This window comes from Streptomyces sp. AgN23 (assembly GCF_001598115.1).
Taxonomy (GTDB): domain Bacteria; phylum Actinomycetota; class Actinomycetes; order Streptomycetales; family Streptomycetaceae; genus Streptomyces; species Streptomyces antimycoticus.
The window spans coordinates 2,019,484-2,033,341 of record NZ_CP007153.1; the positions used below are offsets into that span (position 1 = coordinate 2,019,484).

The 13,858-nt window shown below is 68.5% G+C and carries 13 protein-coding genes and 1 pseudogene; 12 read left to right on the top strand and 2 right to left on the bottom strand.

Annotated features, from left to right (window positions below):
- The first annotated feature begins 78 nt into the window (after positions 1 to 78).
- Both AS97_RS08940 and AS97_RS08945 read left to right on the top strand, forming a co-directional pair.
- Positions 79 to 1,098: an alcohol dehydrogenase catalytic domain-containing protein gene (locus tag AS97_RS08940; protein WP_210564664.1), complete on the top strand. Its 1,020-nt coding sequence runs from the start codon at positions 79 to 81 to the stop codon at positions 1,096 to 1,098.
- Entirely contained in the window at positions 1,095 to 1,856 is a 762-nt protein-coding gene (locus AS97_RS08945) for an SDR family oxidoreductase (RefSeq protein WP_210564665.1), read from the top strand. The genes AS97_RS08940 and AS97_RS08945 overlap by 4 nt, the downstream gene beginning before the upstream one ends.
- A gap of 272 nt (positions 1,857 to 2,128) precedes the next feature.
- Here AS97_RS08945 and AS97_RS08950 read toward each other — a convergent pair whose 3' ends face one another.
- Positions 2,129 to 2,431 (bottom strand): hypothetical protein, encoded by a 303-nt coding sequence (locus AS97_RS08950; RefSeq protein WP_059145365.1) that lies wholly within the window; start codon positions 2,429 to 2,431, stop codon positions 2,129 to 2,131.
- 800 nt (positions 2,432 to 3,231) lie between these two features.
- On the opposite strand from AS97_RS08950, the gene AS97_RS08955 reads away from it, so the two are divergent.
- The 6 genes from AS97_RS08955 to AS97_RS08980 are packed head-to-tail and all read left to right on the top strand — an operon-like array spanning position 3,232 to position 8,843.
- Positions 3,232 to 4,602: an ABC transporter substrate-binding protein gene (locus tag AS97_RS08955; protein WP_125756527.1), complete on the top strand. Its 1,371-nt coding sequence runs from the start codon at positions 3,232 to 3,234 to the stop codon at positions 4,600 to 4,602.
- 1 nt (position 4,603) lies between these two features.
- A complete protein-coding gene (locus AS97_RS08960; RefSeq protein ID WP_059145367.1) occupies positions 4,604 to 5,557 on the top strand; it encodes a sugar ABC transporter permease in 954 nt (317 codons plus the stop codon).
- Positions 5,558 to 5,559: 2 nt separating this feature from the next.
- Positions 5,560 to 6,462, top strand: coding sequence for a carbohydrate ABC transporter permease (locus tag AS97_RS08965; protein WP_210564666.1), 903 nt, complete (start codon positions 5,560 to 5,562; stop codon positions 6,460 to 6,462).
- A gap of 31 nt (positions 6,463 to 6,493) precedes the next feature.
- Complete coding sequence (locus tag AS97_RS08970; protein WP_210564667.1) at positions 6,494 to 7,675, top strand: mandelate racemase/muconate lactonizing enzyme family protein; 1,182 nt, start codon at positions 6,494 to 6,496, stop codon at positions 7,673 to 7,675.
- The gene (locus tag AS97_RS08975; protein WP_059145370.1) at positions 7,672 to 8,010 is read left to right on the top strand and encodes an L-rhamnose mutarotase; all 339 of its coding nucleotides are present in this window, start codon (positions 7,672 to 7,674) and stop codon (positions 8,008 to 8,010) included. The genes AS97_RS08970 and AS97_RS08975 overlap by 4 nt, the downstream gene beginning before the upstream one ends.
- The gene (locus AS97_RS08980) at positions 8,007 to 8,843 is read left to right on the top strand and encodes an amidohydrolase family protein (protein ID WP_185929740.1); all 837 of its coding nucleotides are present in this window, start codon (positions 8,007 to 8,009) and stop codon (positions 8,841 to 8,843) included. Before AS97_RS08975 ends, AS97_RS08980 begins: the two co-directional genes overlap by 4 nt.
- On the opposite strand, the gene AS97_RS08985 is transcribed toward AS97_RS08980, so the two are convergent.
- Positions 8,828 to 9,610: a FadR/GntR family transcriptional regulator gene (locus AS97_RS08985; protein ID WP_059145371.1), complete on the bottom strand. Its 783-nt coding sequence runs from the start codon at positions 9,608 to 9,610 to the stop codon at positions 8,828 to 8,830. The genes AS97_RS08980 and AS97_RS08985 overlap by 16 nt on opposite strands.
- Before the next feature lie 162 nt (positions 9,611 to 9,772).
- Between AS97_RS08985 and AS97_RS47065 the strand changes: the two are divergent.
- The 4 genes and pseudogenes from AS97_RS47065 to AS97_RS09005 form a co-directional block, all read left to right on the top strand.
- Positions 9,773 to 9,975: pseudogene (locus tag AS97_RS47065) on the top strand (zinc-binding dehydrogenase); the annotation flags it as partial.
- Between the two features lie 737 nt (positions 9,976 to 10,712).
- The gene (locus AS97_RS08995) at positions 10,713 to 11,474 is read left to right on the top strand and encodes a class I SAM-dependent methyltransferase (RefSeq protein WP_086711012.1); all 762 of its coding nucleotides are present in this window, start codon (positions 10,713 to 10,715) and stop codon (positions 11,472 to 11,474) included.
- Positions 11,475 to 11,591: 117 nt separating this feature from the next.
- Positions 11,592 to 11,786 carry a hypothetical protein gene (locus AS97_RS09000; protein WP_236670287.1) on the top strand — a complete coding sequence of 65 codons (195 nt, stop codon included), beginning with the start codon at positions 11,592 to 11,594 and terminating at the stop codon, positions 11,784 to 11,786.
- Between the two features lie 212 nt (positions 11,787 to 11,998).
- Complete coding sequence (locus tag AS97_RS09005) at positions 11,999 to 13,711, top strand: chloride channel protein (RefSeq protein WP_201724764.1); 1,713 nt, start codon at positions 11,999 to 12,001, stop codon at positions 13,709 to 13,711.
- Positions 13,712 to 13,858 lie beyond the last annotated feature (147 nt).

Sequence of the window (13,858 nt, forward strand, 5' to 3'; positions counted from 1 at the left end):
GTATGATGTTTCATGCTAGGCTGCGCAGCCCCTGTGGGCCGGCGCGGCCCGCGACATGGCGAGGAGGAGCCGATCGGTATGTTGGCGGCAAGCTACGTGGGCGCCGGCACGATGACCATCGAGGAACAGGAACCGGCTGAGCCCCGTGCGGGGGAGGTCCGAATCGCCGTGGCCTACGTCGGAATCTGCGGCACGGACCTCCATGTCTTCCACGGGGACATGGACGGTCGGGTCAGCAAACCGGCGACGATCGGACACGAGATGTCAGGCACGATCGTCGCCCTCGGCGCCGGCGTGGAGGGCTGGTCGGTGGGTGATGCGGTGACCGTCATGCCGCTGGCCTGGGACGGCACCTGTCCGGCCTGCCGTGCGGGGAACGAGCACATCTGCCAGAACCTGGACTTCATAGGCATCGACAGCCCGGGAGCCCTTCAGGAGTACTGGAACGTACCGGCGTCGACACTCGTGCGGCTGCCCTCGGAGATCTCGCTGCGAGACGCCGCGCTCGTGGAGCCCGGCGCGGTGGCCGTTCACGACGTACGACGTTCCGAACTCGCCGCGGGCGACAAGGCGGTCGTCATCGGTGCGGGCCCGATCGGCGTTCTGATCGCGATCGTCGCCGCCGCGTTCGGTGCTGAGGTCGTGATCGCCGAGATCGACCCGACCCGGCGGGCCGCCGCCGAGGAGATGGGGCTGACGACGATGGACCCCTCGTCGGTCGATCAGGTCGCCTGGGTGGAGGAGTGGACGGACGGCGCCGGGGCGGACGTCGTGTTCGAAGTCTCCGGCTCGGCCACCGCCGTGCTCGGCGCCACCAGCCTGGCGAAGGTCCGCGGCACGCTCGTGGTGGTGGCCATCCACTCGCAACCGCGCCCCATCGACCTGCACCGCGTGTTCTGGCGGGAGCTGAGGTTGCTCGGTGCACGGGTCTACCAACGCCGTGACTTCGAGCACGCCATCGAGCTCCTGGCCGAGGGCGCCATCCCGGCCGAGAAGCTCATCACGGGCATCGTGCCCCTGAGAGAGGCCGAATCGGCCTTTGGCCTCCTTGAGACCGGGCAGGCGATGAAGCTGCTCGTCGAGGTGAGCGCGTCATGAACCCGTTCGACCTTACCGGGCGCCTCGCCGTGGTGACGGGGGCCAAGCGTGGAATCGGATTCGCCGTCGCCGAGGCTCTGGCCGCCGCCGGCGCCGACATCGTCGGACTCTCCGCCACCCTCGATCCGGACTCATCGGCGATCGGCGACCGCGTGCGCCAACTCGGCCGTGACTTCTCGGGACACCGCGTCGACTTCGCGGACCGGCGGCAGGTGACCCGGTTCGCCGAGGAACTCTCCGCAGGCGAGCGCCCGGTGGAGATCCTGGTCAACAACGCCGGGACCATCCGCCGCGCTCCCGCAGCCGAGCACCCCCTGGAATGGTTCGACGAGGTGCTCGAAGTCGATCTCACCAGTACCTTCGTACTCAGCCAGATTCTCGGGCGGCGGATGCTGGAGGCGCAGCACGGGCGCATCGTCTTCACCACCTCCCTGCTCTCGTTCCAGGGCGGGATCAATGTGCCGGGCTATGCGGCAGCCAAGTCCGGCGTGGCGGGACTGATCCGGGCGCTCTCGAACGAGTGGGCCGGACGGGGTGTGACCGTCAACGGCATCGCCCCGGGCTACATCGCGACCGACAACACCCAAGCGCTTCAGGACGACCCCGACCGGTCCCGCGCGATCCTCGAGCGGATTCCGGCAGGGCGGTGGGGAACGGCGGAGGACATCGCGGGCGCTGCTGTGTTCTTGGCGTCGGAGGCCGCGCGCTACGTCTCCGGGGCGATCCTGCCGGTCGACGGTGGCTGGCTCGGCCGATAAGGCTCTCCCCTTGCCGTAGCCCTCGGCCGACTCGGCATCGAGGCGGTCGCGGTGGGACGAGTCGGAGCCGACGCCCTCGGTCGGCGGGTCGTTCGCGACATGCGAGAGCAAGATGTCGGCGCGAGGGCCATCGTCGGTCCCGACGCGCCGACCGGCCCGATAGTCAAGGAGAGGCGCACCCTCACACCACAGGAGTGCGGTTCCACCGGTGCGCCGGATCGGCGCGAGCAGGCGATGGCCTGGCCGCAACCCTCATCACCCGCCCGGACGGCTCACCACCGCCATTGCTGCCTCAGCCGTTCGACATTCTCGGCAGCGGCAAGGCAGGCGTCGACATAGTCCCGCGCCGCGTTCGGGGTCACGGCGGCCGGCTCGCGCAGGGCGTCGGCGCTCAGTCGATGCAGGCGCTCGATGACCATCACCGTGTACGGGGACGCCCCGAGCGAGGTCAGTCGGGCGCCGACCTCCGACGGGTGGGAGGGCGCGGGGAGACCGACGGCTGTGACCACGTCGGCGCACAGGGCGTGCAGTGCGTTCCAGGCTGTGGCCACGGCACCGGCAGGCGCGGCGTCCACTTCGTGGCGTGCCTCACGCAGTTGAGTGCCTCGGATGTGTGCGGAGTACCCCCCGTTCTGGAACGGGGGGTACTCCGCAGGACGGGGGGCGGGTACCGGCCCCGGATACCCGTATCCGGCCCCGGATCCGGGCCGGGGCCCAGAGAGCGGTCCTCCTGGTTGCGGGCGATCGCCGGGTTCGCCGGCCCTTTCCCCGGTAGCGGGAGGAGGCGACTCGGTGTCGCCGCCGAACGGTGGAGGCTGCGGGGTGGAGACGGGCGGCGGCACGGAAGTCTGCGGGGGAGCGGATATGGCGCTGCTGTCCGTCGCGGTCTCGGACTGCCGGAGTACGTCCCGCGCTGCGGCTGCGAATTCGATGGCTCCGACCGGTGTTTCCAGCCGGGACATCCGCGCGATGGTGTCGCGCAGATGGGCCCGAAGGAACCAGAGCACGGTGAGTGTGACGGCGGGCCAGGCCAGCGCCTGCACATATTTGAGGATGAGTTCGGCGATGTGCATGGTGCCATGGTGGCGCATGAGCCCGGTGGTCAGCCTGACGGTCGGGCGCGTTCCTCGGGGACGAGTTGAGCCGTCCCTTGATCGCGGTCGGCTTCAGCGACCCCGAGTCGACAAGAGGCCCTGCCTCCACGCCGGCGTCCGACGGCGATCACGAGGCCGCCGTTCGCTGCGCACCCCTCAAGATCGCACCGACAACAGCCGCTCAAGGTGATACCCATCGCGCTCGTGACAAACATCATACGTATGCCCTACAGTCCTCGGCGCGGAGTCGTCAACGAAGTCGACAAGACGAAGGACATCTCATGGTCGGAATCCACACCGGGGTACGTTCGCGCCGTAGGGCGTCGACCGTCGCCGTGATGTGCGCCGCGACGGCGCTCCTCACCCTCGCTGGTTGCGGCGGCGGAGAAAGCTCGGCGAACGGGGCGTACGGCTTTCCCGAGGCCAAGCAGGAGCCCTCCTCGACGATCACCGTCTGGGTGGACGCGGACCGAAAGGCTGCTGCGAAGGCGTTCCAGACAGCGAACCCGGACACCAAGATCAAGGTCGTCACCTATGACGGGTCGGCCAACGGGTCCAACTCCTTCCGGACGAAGATGCAGCTCTTCGACCGCGCCGGCAGTGGCTGGCCCGACGTCGTCTTCTCCAGCCAAAGCAACGACGCGGCATGGGCCAGCCAGAAGAACCTCGGCAAGCAGGCGTTCGCGGCTGTGCTGGACAAGGGCCTGGTCCCGAAGAAGACGCTCAGCGACTTCACCAAGGGCTCGCTCGACCCCTGCACGGTGGACGGCCGCGTGTACTGCCTGCGCAATGACCTCGCCCAGGCGGTGCTCTGGTACAACAAGCCCCTGCTGGAGAAGTTCGGCTACGCCCTCCCGACCACGTGGGAGGAGTACCAGGCGCTCGGGGAGAAGGTCGCCAAGGAGCACCCCGGCTACATCATCGGGACGGCCGGGGATGCCTGGACGCCCGAGGTGTACATGTGGGCGAGCAAGTGCCAGGCCAATGACGTGACCGGTCCCAAGTCCGTCACCGTGAAGACCGATTCGGCCGAATGCAAGCGGGCGGCCTCGATGCTGGACACCCTCCGCCACAACCGGACCGTGCCGGTGGTCAGCGTGTTCACCCCCGAGTTCTTGAAGAAGTACTCCGGCAAGGTGCTGATGATGCCGGGTCCGGCGTGGTACGCCGGCGCGATCTTCAACAACCCTGAGTCGCTCGACGTGCGAGCCGGGCAGCTCGGCGTTGCCGCGCCGTTGGCCTGGAAGGGCGAGAGCAAGGCTGTGACCGGGAACGTGGGAGGCGGAACCTGGTTCATCTCCAGCCATTCGAAGAACCTGAAGGCTGCCGAGAAGTTCGTACAGTTCGTCACCACAGCCGACGCGTATCAGGTCGATGCCGCACCGGGTTACCCGGCGTACGCCCCCGCCGCGGAGAAGTGGATCGCCAAGCAGGAGGCGAGCGAGTACTACGCCACCTCGCTGCAGCCGGTGGTGAACGCGGCGTCACGGGTCTGGGGTGGTTGGGGTTACCCCACATTCAGCCAGGAGGCGATCTGGGCGAAGACGATGACCACGGGGATCACCGGCGGCAAGTCGATCGTGGACCTGCTCTCGACGTGGCAGACGGCGATCGAGAACCAAGCCAAGGTCAACGGATACGTGGTGAACTGAGATGACCCTGGCTCCTTCGAGTGATCAGCTGACCATCGACGCCTCGGAGGGGCGGCGGTCACGCCGGGGCGGCGGCAAGCCGGCTGGCCGCGCCTTCGCCCGGAGTCCGATCGGCTATGTCTTCGTCTCGCCCTACGCGCTGCTCGCCATCGTCTTCGGGATCGTTCCCTCGCTCTACGCAGTACTGCTGGCCTTCACGAACGCCGACGGCGGATTCGCGGGCTTCGACAACTTCACCAAGGTCATTGACGACTTCCGGTTCTGGCCGGCTGTGTTCCACGTGACCATCTATCTCGTCATCTGGCTCCTCGGGTTGGTCGTCTTCGTCGTCGGCCTGGCGCTGATGGTTCACGCCATCGGCGTCCGGTGGGTGAGCACGACCCTGCGCTTCGTCTACTACTTGCCCGGCGCGCTCGCGGGCGCGTCCAGCGTCCTGTTGTGGCTCTTCGTCCTCGATCCGACGGCGAGCCCGGTCAGCGGTCTGCTCGGCGCGATGGGGTTCGACAGCTTCGTGCAGGTGATTCAACCGGGCAACCTTCCGGCAATCTTCGCCATCATCGCGTTCTGGACCGGAGCCGGCGGGTGGATCATCATCATGTACGGCGCCCTCAACAACATCAGCACCGAGGTGATCGAGGCCGCCCGCATCGACGGTGCGAACGCCGTCCAGATCGCGTTGCGGATCCAGCTTCCGATGCTGCGCAAGTGGGTCGCGTACATGGGCGTCATGTCGCTCGCGGCCGGCACCCAGCTGTTCGTCGAGCCGCAGCTGCTCAGCCAGGCCAGCAACGCGGTGGTGCCCAACGACTACTCGCTCAACCAGCTGGCTTACCAGTACGCGTTCCAGCAGAACGACTTCAACGGCGCGGCCGCGATCTCGTTGATCCTGCTGGTCGTCGCACTCCTGCTGTCCTGGGTGTTCGTGACCCGCGGCGGCCTGTTCGAGAAGGAATGACCATGGCAGCACTCTCCACCGAACGCCGTCGGTCGAGCCTCAGCGGCTGGAGCGGGCGCTCCATCATCGGTGTCCTGCTCGTTGTCTTCATCCTGTTCTTCGCCGTCCCGATCGTCTGGCTGCTCCTCGCGGTCACGAAATCCTCGAAATCGCTCGTCGTCGCCCACTCGTTCGCTCCCGGGTCCTGGTCGGACCTCGTCGCCAACTGGCAACAGCTGTTCGACTTCCAGGACGGTGCGGTGACGACATGGATCGGGAACTCCGCGCTGTACGCGATCGGCGCTCTGGTGATCACGCTCCTCGTGAGTATCCCGGCCGGCTACGCACTCGCGCTCACGGAGTTCAGGCTTCGGCAGGCGCTGCTCGTGCTGACCCTCGTGGTCATGCTGATCCCCAGCACCGCATTGGTGCTGCCCATCTTCCTCGAGCTGAACAGTGTCGGTCTGATCGGCAGCCCGCTGTCGGTGATCCTGCCCATGTCGTTCTTCCCGTTCGGCGTCTATCTCACCTACATCTACTTCTCGACCAGCATCCCCCGCGACATCCTCGCCGCCGCGCGCATCGACGGCTGCAGCGGGTTCCAGGTCTTCACGCGGGTCGCCCTTCCGCTGGCCGCCCCGATCGTCGCGCTGGTGGCGTTCTTCAGCTTTGTGCAGAACTGGAACAACTTCTTCCTCCCGTTCGTGATGCTCCCCTCCAGCGACGGCTACCCGATCCAGGTCGGGCTCACCTCGCTTCTGGCCGCAACCCCGGCCTTCAATCCCAGCTCCGCAGGGTCCGACTCCGTTCAGCTGCCCACCTTGGCGCTGGGGACGATCGTGTCGATCCTGCCCGTCCTGATCGTCTTCCTGTTCTCCCAGCGATTCCTGGTCGCGGGCATGACAGCTGGAGGGACCAAGGAATGACCGCTAGCGCATGCAAGGAGAGCCACTGCCGATGAAGATCACTGGGTACCGCAGCCTGAGCACCGTCCATGACTGGGGCAGAATCACCGGGGACGTCAACGGTGTCCAGCCCGGCCACGCGACGCCGGTCCCGGTCCTCATCATCGAGACCGACACCGGAATCGAGGGGGTCGGCCTCGGGTCCCACGCCGACATCGCGCGTGTCTTCCCCGCGATCGAGGACGATGACCCGCGGTCGGTCGTGGCGCTCTACGACCGGATGCTCGCCTGGGTGTTCAAGGCCGGTCACTCAGGATCCACCTTCGGCACCATCGGGGCCGTCGACATGGCCCTCTGGGACATCAAGGCCAAGGCGGCCGACGAACCGCTTTGGCGGACCCTCGGGGCCCGCTCGCGCTTCGTACCCGGGTATGCGTCCGGTCTCGAGTACGGCCTGACCGATGAAGAACTCGCCGACCTCTACGGTCGGTTCACGGACCGCGGGTTCAAGGCCGGCAAGCTCAAAGGCGGCCGCGACCTCGACCGCGACCTGCCTCGGCTGGAGATCATGCGCGACATTCTCAGCCGCAACTCCCGCCGACCGGCGCTCATGTTCGACGCCAACGAGTCGTGGAACCACGCCCAGGCGGCCCGGTATGTCGCGGCCATCGAGCAACGCGTGGACCTCACCTGGGTGGAGGAACCGCTACGCCGGTGGGATGCGGCCGGAATGGCCGCGCTGCGCGGGAAGGTGCGCGCAGCGATAGCGAGCGGCGAGAACCTGACCGGGCTGGAGCAGTACCGCCCACTGCTGGACGCCAACGCGGTCGACATCGTGCAGGTCGGCAACGTGTGGGGGATCACCCACTTCCTCCGTGTCGCGACGCTCGCCCACGCCCACGATCTGCCGGTGAGTCCCGTCGCGTACAACGCGAACCCGGTGGCGCACGCAGCCGCCGCCGTACCGAACCTCCTGACCTACGAAGTCCAGGATCTTCTCTTTCCCACCGGTCTCGACGTCGACCAGCAGTTCGACGACGGAGGCATCGTCCTGGGTGATCGCCCAGGGATCGGGATCGTGGTCGACGAGTCCCAGATGTCACCGGCCGGAGCTGCAACGCCCCAGCCCGCTTCAACCGGACCGCACATCCGGCCCGAACGAGCTGCCCTGCGGCTGGTGGCCGAGCCGGATCTGACGGACACCCCGTTGCACCCCGGAGGCCGGCCCTCGTGACCTGTCGACCTGAGCGCAGGGCCTTCGTCGTGGGTGTGCGGCCCGAGAAGCGCGAGCAGTACCTGGCGCCGCACCGGACCGTGTGGCCGAGCGTCGAGCGGAAGCTCACCGAATGCAATGTGCGCGACTACAGCATCTTCATATGCGGCGACATCCTTTTCGCCTACTACGAGTACGTCGGGGAGGACCACGAGGCGGATATGCGACGGATCGCCGACGACCCGGCTACGCAAGAATGGTGGACGCACACCGACCCGTGTCAGGTGAGGATCGCCGAGGAGCGTGTTCCCCGGGCGCCGTGGCAGCCTGTCGACGAAGTCTGGCACCTCGCATGAGCGCCGGTATCGACGCCCACGTGCACCTGTGGGATCGAGCCATGGACCCGCAGGACTGGATCGACGCGGAGACCATGGCCCCGATCGCCCGCGACTTCGGCGCCTCCGATCTGAGCGAGATGCTGGCCTCGACCGGACTCGACCGTGCCGTGGTCGTGCAATCGAGCAACAGCCTCGAAGAGAGCATCCGGCTCGCCGAGCTGGACTCACCGGCCATCGCCGGCCTCGTCGCGTGGGTCGACCTCGCGGCGGAGGTCGGACCTCAGCTCGACCGGATCCGCGAGAACGCTGCTGTTCCCGTCGTCGGGGTGCGGCATCTGGCTCACATCGACCCGGACCCGCAGTGGATGATGCGCGAGGAGATCAGCGCGGGCCTCACCGTGCTCGAGGATGAGAACCTCTGCTTCGACCTCGTCGTGCGCGAGTGGCAGCTCCCCCAGGCAACCCGCCTGGCCGCGCGCCACAGCGGACTCCGCTTCGTCCTCGATCACCTGGGCGGTCCCCCCGAGCCCGGGCAGGACATGAGCAGGTGGGCGTCGCGGCTTCGGGAACTTACGCGGCAACCGAACGTCGTCGCGAAGGTCTCGGGACTCACCTCGGGCCTCGCCCCCGGGTCATGGCGTGCAGCCGATCTCGCCGCCCAGGTGACGCTCGCCCTGGAATCCTTCGGCCCTGAGCGTCTTCTCTACGGCTCCGACTGGCCATTGGCTGAGCTCGGCGGAGGAGCGGCGCCCTGGAAGTCCGCTGTGGAAGCCCTGCTCGACGGGCTTTCCACCGCGGAACGAGCGCGGGTGTTCGGCGGCAACGCCGCCGACGTCTACTCGCTTTCCTGACCGAGCGCCCGGCCGCGCGCCCGCGGCGCGTGGTCGGGCAGCCGGCGGCGCTCCCACGAAACGTGGATGTGATCATGCATCGCCTTCTGGGCCGCGGCGACGTCCTGCCGTGAGATGGCGTCGACGATCGCCGCGTGTTCCTTCAGCGTCAGGTCGAACGCGTCGGGCGGGTCGATGCCCTGGTAACGGCTCGACTCCACGGCCCGCTTGTACAGATGCTTGGCGATGTTCTCCGCCAGCCGGTTGCCGGAGATCTCCATGAGCGCGTAGTGGAACACCACATCCGCCTGCCGGAAGGAGTCCGTCTCGGACGCGCTTTCACGCATCGTGGTCAACGCGTTCTCCAGTCTCCTCAACCCGTCTGCGCTGCGAGATCCGGCAACCGCGCCCGCCATCGCCGACTCAAGGCTCGCCCGCACAATCGTCAGCTCGTCGAGGATGCCGAGCGTCTCATCGTTGTCGATCAACGCGGACAGCACCACCGGATCGAGCATGTTCCAGTAGCCCGGCGCCCGCACCTGAGTGCCACGACCCTGGGAAACGATCACCAGGCCCTTCTCCTCGAGCCGCTTCACCGATTCACGCAGGACCGTGCGACTCACGCCGAAGTGTTCGCTCAGCGGACCCTCCGGGGGCAGCAACTCGCCTTCCTTCAGCCGGCCCGTCACGATGAGGTCGACGAGCTCGGAAACGACGGCAACACCCAAGCGGCCGGCGGGAAGACGTCGCGGGAACAGAGGGGCTGCGGGATGCGACTCGGTTGGCATACGTATGACCTTACCGCTCGATCAATCCGCGGTTGAGGACGTCCCTGGTCCACGACATGCCGTGGACTTCAACGCCCGGGTCGCCGAGGCGTTCACGATGTACACCCTCGGAGCCGTCGATAGTGGCATGGCGAATCAGGGCCTGGACCACGGCGGTTTGCCCCGGTCGCCTACGGCGACGGCCTGGCCGACCGGGTCCGAGCGGACGCGAACGCTGCTCCCGGTGCCCTGGAAGAGATCGCCCGCCTGGTCGGGCGGGCCGACTGCGGGTGCCTGTCGCGGCGGCCCTCCCGATCGAGCAGATCCGCCGCGCGGCGGAACTCCAGGCCGGTGGGCACGTGCAGGGCACGGCCGTCATTGACCTCTGGTTGCTCTGTTTCGCTGGCTCGGGTGCCTTACAGATGGTTCATGTAGAAGTCGGTGAGGCGCCCGGCGGCAGCGTCGACGTACTCGGGCTCGTCGTACATCTCGTAGTGGCCGGCGCCTTCGATCACCATGAGGTCGACGGGGTTGGGGGCCTGCGGGTGCCGGGAATGATGTCACCCGGGATGACCTGCTGGTTTGGATCTGCCAGACCTCAGCAGGCCGCGAGCCGTTCCGAGGCAGCATGCCGGTCGTGGCGCCCTCGACGCCCGCCACTTCCACGCCGGGGTCATCGCGCGGTGCCAGTCGCAGGGTCAGCTCCGCACAGCCGGCCATCAACACCGTCACTCCCGCATACCCGAAGACCAGCACGAACGCGCTGCCGATCGACCTGTTCGTCCAGGCGTCCACTCCATCGAGCCCGATGTGCTTCGGCATCCGCCCCGGTAGGTCTGGGTAGCGGAACACACCCCAAGTCGACAGCACGACGAGCAGGACGGCGTGGGGAAGCAACCACATCCGGACAGAGGAGGAAAAGGGCACCATAAGACCCATCATGTGAGGGGAGCTTGAGGGTGGAAAGGGCTCTCAGCCAGTGACCGTTTGCCGCCCGGAGCGCGGCAGGCCGTCGAGCAGGGGACCAGCGCCACAACTCGTGAATAAGGCCAGCAGGGTGCGCCACGGACTCCCGCTACCGCGGGCTGTATCAAGTTCTCGTCCTGAAGGCGATGATGGGGGGATGTCCGCCAGCTCACGTGCCCGATCGTTCGATGTGGCCGCTGCCCAGTACGCGGCGAATCGGCCGTCTTATCCACCCGGACTCTTCGACCGCGTCGAGGAGTTCGCGGGCCGTCGCCTGGCCGGTGCCCGGGTCGCCGACGTCGGAGCGGGCACCGGAATCGCTACCACGCTCCTGCGGGAGCGGGGGGCCGAGGTGATCGCTGTCGAGCCCGGCGAGGCCATGGCCGCCGCGTTCCGCCGGGCGCTTCCGGACGTGCCGATCGTGAGGGGGGACGGCAACGCGCTGCCGCTGGCCGAGGCTTCCCGTGACCTCATCGTCTACGCGCAGTCCTGGCAGTGGACCGATCCCGGCCGCTCTGTTCCGGAAGCGTTGCGGGTCCTGCGTCCGGACGGCGCGCTGGCGATCTGGTGGAACACCACGGCCTTCGACGTCCCGTGGCTCCGTGAGCAGCACAATCGCATCGCTCACCACTGCGGGGTGAAGCCGAGATCCGCGGTACGTCCGAACGACGGCGATGCCACCCGGCTGGCGGGCCTGACGGGGCTGCGGGTCGCGCGCCGTCTCGTGCGCTGGAGCCGCACGGTCTCTCTGGACACGCATCTCGCCAACATCGGCAGCCGTTCGGCGTTCCTCGTCCTTGATGAGGCCGACCGTCACGCGTTTCTCGCCGATGAGCGGGAGCGGCTGGGCGAGGCTTTCCCCGACGAGTGGGTGGAAGAGACCTATGTGGTTGATCTCCTGGTGGCTGCCCGCCCCTGACGGTCCGATGTGGGCCTCGATCGAGTTCTCTCCCTCCCGTGACAGGGGGCTCGGCATCAGAGGGCCCCCGGGCACGCGGCCGCGCGGGGTGTGTCCGCGGAGGACCGGCGCACCAGCGTGATTTCGCTCACCGGAGATGGCCGACGGATCGCGAACGAGGCCACCGGGCGCAGGCGGCGGGAAAACGCGCGCATCGTCGACGTCATGCCGTCCGGCCAGCGACGCCATCTGGTCGAGGCACTACAGGCGTTCACGGAAGCGGGCGCCGAGCCCTCCGTTGCCAACGGCGCTCAGGCGCACGCGACCTGGTGACTCCTGGAGGCGGCTTCGACGCGCCCCCGGCCACCACGTACGACGCCCCGCGCGGCTGACACCGGGCCGACGCCGGCTGTGCGCCGCAGGCATTCTTTTGCATAATGCAAAACATGGTGAGTGAAACGATTAGTCCCAGGCGAGCGCCTTCCTCCCCCGCCCGAGCGGGAACTCGGCTACTGAGCGGCGCGGGGCAGGCGCAGCGAAGGGTGATCGCGCTCGCACTGGTCGTGGGGTGCGGGGCCGGGCTTGGGGCGATCGCCTTCCGGTGGCTGATCCAGACCTTCACCCGACTGCTGTCGGGCCACGCCGACTACTCCGCCGCCGGGCACGCCGCCCACCCGTGGTTGCCATGGCTCGGCCCGTGGTTCGTGGTGCTGGCGCCGGTGGCCGGCGGGCTGCTGTACGGGCCGCTGGTGCAGCGTTTCGCCAAGGAGGCACGCGGACACGGCGTACCGGAGGTGATGTACGCCGTCGCCCATCGTGGGGGCCGGATCGCCCCGCAGGTCGCGGTGGTCAAGGCGCTGGCGTCGGCGCTGTGCATGGGGTCGGGCGGTTCGGTGGGGCGGGAGGGGCCGATCGTGCAGATCGGCTCGGCGCTGGGCTCGACCGTCGGGGGCGTGCTGCGGGTGCCGGAGGACCGCAGGCGGCTGCTGGTCGCCTGTGGCGCGGCGGGCGGCATCGCCGCCACCTTCAACGCCCCGCTGGCCGGGGTGTTCTTCGCCATGGAGCTGATCCTGCGGGACTTCGCCGTGGAGTCCTTCGGCGCCATCGTCCTCTCCAGTGTCACGGCGAGCGTCATCGGCCGGGCGGTCCTGGGGGACGAGGCGTTCCTGACCCTGCCCGCCTTCCATGTCGCCCATCCCGCGCAGTACCTGCTGTTCGCCCTGCTGGGAGTGGTCGCGGGCGTGGTCGGTGTGGCGTTCACGCGGGTGCTGTACCTGATCGAGGACGCCTGCGACTGGGCCTGGCGCGGGCCTGAGTGGCTGCGCCCGGCGGTCGGCGGCCTGCTGCTGGGCGGCCTGCTGCTGGCGCTGCCCCAGATGTACGGGGTGGGCTACCCGGTCCTGGAGAACGCCATCGAAGGCCGGTACGCCATCGGCCTGCTGCTGCTCCTGCTGGTCGGCAAGATCGTGGCGACCAGCCTGACCATCGGTATCGGCGGCTCGGGCGGAGTGTTCGCGCCCAGCCTCTTTCTCGGCGCGATGACCGGCACCGCCTTCGGCGTCACGGCCCACCATCTGCTGCCCGGCACCGCCGGAGCGGTGGGCGCCTACGGGCTGGTCGGCATGGGCGCGGCCTTCGCGGGCGCGGCCCGCGCCCCCATCACCGCCGTGATCGTGCTGTTCGAGCTGACCGGGCAGTACACCATCATCCTGCCGATGATGCTCGCCATCGTCCTGGCCACGCTCACCAGCCGCCTGCTGTCACGCGACACCATCTACACCCTCAAGCTGCGCCGCCGCGGCATCGACCTGGACAGCGCGCGGCTGCGGTCCCCACTGGCCGGCGCGAGCGTCCGCGATGTGATGGAGGAACTTCCCGCCGCGTTGTCCGGCGGCCTGCCACTGGAGGACGCCACCGATGTGATCGCCCGCTCCGGCCACGGAGTCCTGCCCGTCACCGGCCGGGACGGGCGGTATGCGGGTGTGGTCACCGCACGTGCCGTGGCCGAAGCACTCACCGAGCCCGATCCCGCCCTCGACGCGCACGCCACCCCGCGCGTCGTCGCCGACCTCGCCGAACGGCCCCCGGCGGTGACCGCCGGCGCCCCCCTGAGCGGGGCCCTGCACACCCTGGTCACCGCCGACGGCGCCGGACTGCCCGTCCTGGACGCGGAGTCAGGCGAACCGGTCGGCTGGCTCACCCACCAGACAGTGCTGAGCGTCCTCCACGCGCCCGCGGCCCCCGCCGGGAACGCCTGACCGCACGTCGGCGCGTTTCCGCGAGCGCCGTGACTCACCGCGGCGTGGGCCGTTCGTCGGGGAGGACGCGGACGAAGGGGAGACGACTCCGGCCTGGTCGACGAGGCCACCTACGACGACATCGCCTCCACCTTCTGACACCCGCAG